The 3,345-nt window shown below is 63.6% G+C and carries 6 protein-coding genes; 3 read left to right on the top strand and 3 right to left on the bottom strand.

Going from position 1 to position 3,345, the window contains the following annotated elements; translation table 11 throughout:
• On the top strand, positions 1-419 hold a 419-nt coding region (locus EN906_RS27935), incomplete at its 5' end, for an MATE family efflux transporter (protein ID WP_245484348.1).
• Positions 420-550: 131 nt separating this feature from the next.
• On the opposite strand, the gene EN906_RS27930 is transcribed toward EN906_RS27935, so the two are convergent.
• The 3 genes from EN906_RS27930 to EN906_RS27920 form a co-directional block, all read right to left on the bottom strand.
• On the bottom strand, positions 551-838 hold the full coding sequence (locus tag EN906_RS27930) for a hypothetical protein (protein WP_127268438.1): 288 nt from the start codon (positions 836-838) through the stop codon (positions 551-553).
• 222 nt (positions 839-1,060) lie between these two features.
• On the bottom strand, positions 1,061-1,519 hold the full coding sequence (locus tag EN906_RS27925; RefSeq protein WP_127268437.1) for a nuclear transport factor 2 family protein: 459 nt from the start codon (positions 1,517-1,519) through the stop codon (positions 1,061-1,063).
• A gap of 88 nt (positions 1,520-1,607) precedes the next feature.
• Positions 1,608-1,967 carry a hypothetical protein gene (locus tag EN906_RS27920; protein ID WP_127268436.1) on the bottom strand — a complete coding sequence of 120 codons (360 nt, stop codon included), beginning with the start codon at positions 1,965-1,967 and terminating at the stop codon, positions 1,608-1,610.
• A gap of 79 nt (positions 1,968-2,046) precedes the next feature.
• On the opposite strand from EN906_RS27920, the gene EN906_RS27915 reads away from it, so the two are divergent.
• Complete coding sequence (locus EN906_RS27915) at positions 2,047-2,625, top strand: TetR/AcrR family transcriptional regulator (protein WP_127268435.1); 579 nt, start codon at positions 2,047-2,049, stop codon at positions 2,623-2,625.
• Positions 2,626-2,669: 44 nt separating this feature from the next.
• On the top strand, positions 2,670-3,345 hold a 676-nt coding region (locus EN906_RS27910; RefSeq protein ID WP_281060463.1), incomplete at its 3' end, for a beta-ketoacyl synthase N-terminal-like domain-containing protein.

Here is a 3,345-nt window from a genome sequence, read left to right as displayed (position 1 = left end):
CCGCTTTCGTCATCGGTGTCTCGTTCATGGCGCTGATGGGGCTGGTGATGCTCCTGTGGCCGCATCCGCTGATCAGCGCCTTCATCGATCTGGGCAATCCGGCCAATGCCAGGGTGATCGAACTTGCCGTGTCGTTCCTCGTCTTCGCGGCGCTGTTCCAGGTCTTCGACGGCGCCCAGGCGGTGGCCGCCGGCATGCTGCGCGGCCTGCACGACACCAAGGTGCCGATGATCTATGCCGCGATCGGCTATTGGGGCGTCGGCCTGCCGCTCGGCGTGCTGCTCGCCTTCCATTTCGGCCTGCATGGCGTCGGCATCTGGATCGGCCTGTCGACGGGGCTGGCCGTGGTGGCCGCGCTGCTTCTGGCGCGCTGGCTGCGGCGCGACCGGTTGGCGCCGCCGCTGGAGTTTGGGCATTGAAACAGGACAGTGCCGGTTTGGCGGCCGCTATGTCCCAATATTGTAGCTGATTAAGCGGCGCCTGCAGAAACGTTCGTGCCGTGAGCCGGCGCTTGGCACCGAGGCAATGAACGTCTCGGCCGAGAGCGGAACTATGTTCCCTTCACGATTCTCGGCTTGCTCGGCCGGCGGGATTGAGCTGCGCTCTCGAGGGCCTGGGCCAACCGCTTCTCGTCTTCGATGGCGCGATCGACTGCCTCAATTTCTTCCTGGAGCGCCTTCAGCTCGGCTCCGTAGCTGGAGCCATCGCTGTCCCCTATCTGAAAGCCACTTGCCCGCATTGCATCGCGGGTATGGTGCACGTTGCGGACTCCTTCGCGTCGGGTTGCGACCAGGATTTCCCGGAACTCTCCAAGACGTTCAACGTGATTGCGAGTCATTGCGTTCTCCTATTTCGTCGTCATCGTCGCCGACGGCGATTCAGAACGGCTAAAAACTACGGCGCAGACCGTTTAAGTGAATACGGGAGATACTCTCGACAAAGCATGAGTGCGGAAGCTCAAATTTGAACGTCTTGCAACAAGTTGGAGCGCGGCAGCGGAGATGGCTCGGGACCCGAGCCGGTCGGCGCATGGGCAACCCGGCCGTCCTCGAACCGCGCTTCAGCTTGTTATCTGTTCGGCGACAGCCTCTTCGAGGCCGGCTGCGGCTTGAGCGGCGAGACCGCGCGCCGCCGCCTGTGAATCGTAAAACTCCTCGAGCGCATGAACCGTGCCCCACCGCAGCGTGAACACGTGGAGACCACGGTTGATGTAGGACGTATCGCCGTTGAGCAGGGTTGCGGTGCCATCCCACTGGGCAAACACGGTGGTATGCCACGGCCAACCCTTCACCCAGACGTGGTTGACCGTGAGATGGAGAGTGGGCAGAACACGGCCGAGGCGCTCGAACCAGCGGCGCAGGGCTTGCTTGTCGTGGCGCTCCCCACCAAGCGCGTGGGCGCCACCAACCCGGTGATGGACATGCGGCGCGATGGCCTTCACCGCCGCGTCCCAGCGATGGTTGTTGACGTCGTCGAAGCTCTGCCGGATCGATTTCTCGACAAAATAGCTGTAAAGCATGTGACCTCTCTCCGAACTTATTGGTGGCGCGCCGTTCCGACGCGAGAGCCCCGGCCAGCATCGCGCGGCCGCGGGCCTGCGCGTCAGGTCAGGGCATTGTCGCGTCGGCTCGCAGGGATGTGTCAGTCTCGGTCGAGACCGTCACTTCCTTACCGGACCTTGAGAACGCGTAGAGCGAGCCCGGGTAGCCCGGTATGGAAAACGACACAGCGTCACTGTTGGCGAGGCCCATGACAACCCGCAGCGGATCACCCCCGGCCTTCGGTGCGAAAGTGGCGGTGACCTCAAGCAGGTCGCCGCGCGGAACGTAGTAGGCCACCATGTCCAGGTGTCCCTGGTGCAGGCTGCCGCCTTCGATCGGGCGTCCGATGGTGGCTTCCTCGGCAAGAGCCGGGGTTGCAAGAAACAGCGCTGCCAGCAGCGAGGCGCTCAGGGTTTTGGGGATCATCTCATTTGTCCTTTTTTAGATTGCGTTCACCCTCTATATAGGGTATAGATTACGAATGCAATCTAAAAAGGAGATGACGATGCGTGTGAGTCGCACTCAGGCCGCGGAAAACCGCGAGACCGTGATCAATGTGGCAAGCCGGCTTTTTCGGGAGCGCGGCTTTGACGGCATCGGCCTCAAGGATCTGATGAAGGGTGCCGGGCTGACCCAGGGCGCCTTTTACAAGCAATTCGAGTCGAAGGACGATCTGGCGGCGCTGGCGTCCAGGCGCGCGATGGAAAGCGCCACCCACAAATGGTCGGCCGCGACCGCCGCACATCCTGGGAGCCCGCTCGACGGGGTGATCTCATTCTACCTCAGCATGGACCATCGCGGGGAAAAGATGGACGGCTGCCCGGTCGTTGCGCTCGGCTCGGATGCGGCCAGGCAAGGTGCCGAGGTGAAGGCATCATTCGAAGTCGGCATCAAGGCGTACCTTGAGATGCTCGGCGGTTGGGTTGGCGAGGGCGACAGCGAAAAGACCGGCAACAAGGCAATGGCCGTTCTCTCGACGATGGTCGGCGCGGTCGTGCTCTCGCGGGTCGTCAACGACCCCGACCTTGCACAGGCTTTTCTGGATGCGGCGGCCGATCAGGTTCGCGAAGCAGTCGCCGCTTGAACGGCGCGAGCAGCGCCGCCGGCACACCAAGGACAGGAGAGCAGATGCAACGGATTGTCGTCACGGGCATGGGAGCGGTCACGCCCCTTGCCGCCAATGTCGAAGCGTCCTGGTCACGCCTGCTTGCCGGCCGGTCGGGCGTTCGCAGGCTTCCTGACGATGTGGTGGGAGATCTGCCGGCTAAGATTGGCGGCGTGGTTCCCTCCCTGGGCGAAGATCCGGAGGCTGGTTTCGATGCCGATGCCGTCCTGTCGGCGAAGGATCAACGCAAGGTGGACCGGTTCATTCTCTTCGCGCTGGCCGCGGCGGAAGAGGCGCTGGCGCAGGCGCAATGGAAGCCTGCCCTGGAAACCGATCGCCTGCGCACGGCCACGATCATCGCTTCAGGGGTCGGCGGGTTCCCCGCCATCACCGAGGCGGTGCGCACGGTGGACCTGCGTGGCGCCCGCCGCCTGTCTCCCTTTACGGTGCCGTCCTTCCTGGTAAACCTCGCGGCGGGCCACATCTCGATCCGTCATGGTTTCAAAGGTCCACTCGGCGCACCGGTGACGGCATGCGCGGCGGGCATCCAAGCGATCGGCGACGCCGCCCGCCTGATCCGCGCCAACGAAGCCGACATCGCCGTATGCGGCGGAACGGAAGCGTGCATCAACACCGTCAGTCTCGGCGGTTTCGTCGCGGCGCGCTCTCTTTCAACCGGCTTCAATTGGGCGCCGGCTC

Source organism: Mesorhizobium sp. M7A.F.Ca.CA.004.06.1.1 (assembly GCF_003999135.1).
Classification (GTDB): Bacteria; Pseudomonadota; Alphaproteobacteria; order Rhizobiales; family Rhizobiaceae; genus Mesorhizobium.
Note: the sequence above shows the minus strand (reverse complement) of the source record. Positions and strands in the feature narration are given on the sequence as shown.

Excerpts from the sequence above, each read along its gene's own strand:
- EN906_RS27920 (WP_127268436.1), bottom strand. The coding sequence starts at position 1,967 with ATGATCCCCAAAACCCTGAGCGCCTCGCTGCTGGCAGCGCTGTTTCTT.
- EN906_RS27915 (WP_127268435.1), top strand. The coding sequence starts at position 2,047 with ATGCGTGTGAGTCGCACTCAGGCCGCGGAAAACCGCGAGACCGTGATC.
- EN906_RS27930 (WP_127268438.1), bottom strand. The coding sequence starts at position 838 with ATGACTCGCAATCACGTTGAACGTCTTGGAGAGTTCCGGGAAATCCTG.
- EN906_RS27925 (WP_127268437.1), bottom strand. The coding sequence starts at position 1,519 with ATGCTTTACAGCTATTTTGTCGAGAAATCGATCCGGCAGAGCTTCGAC.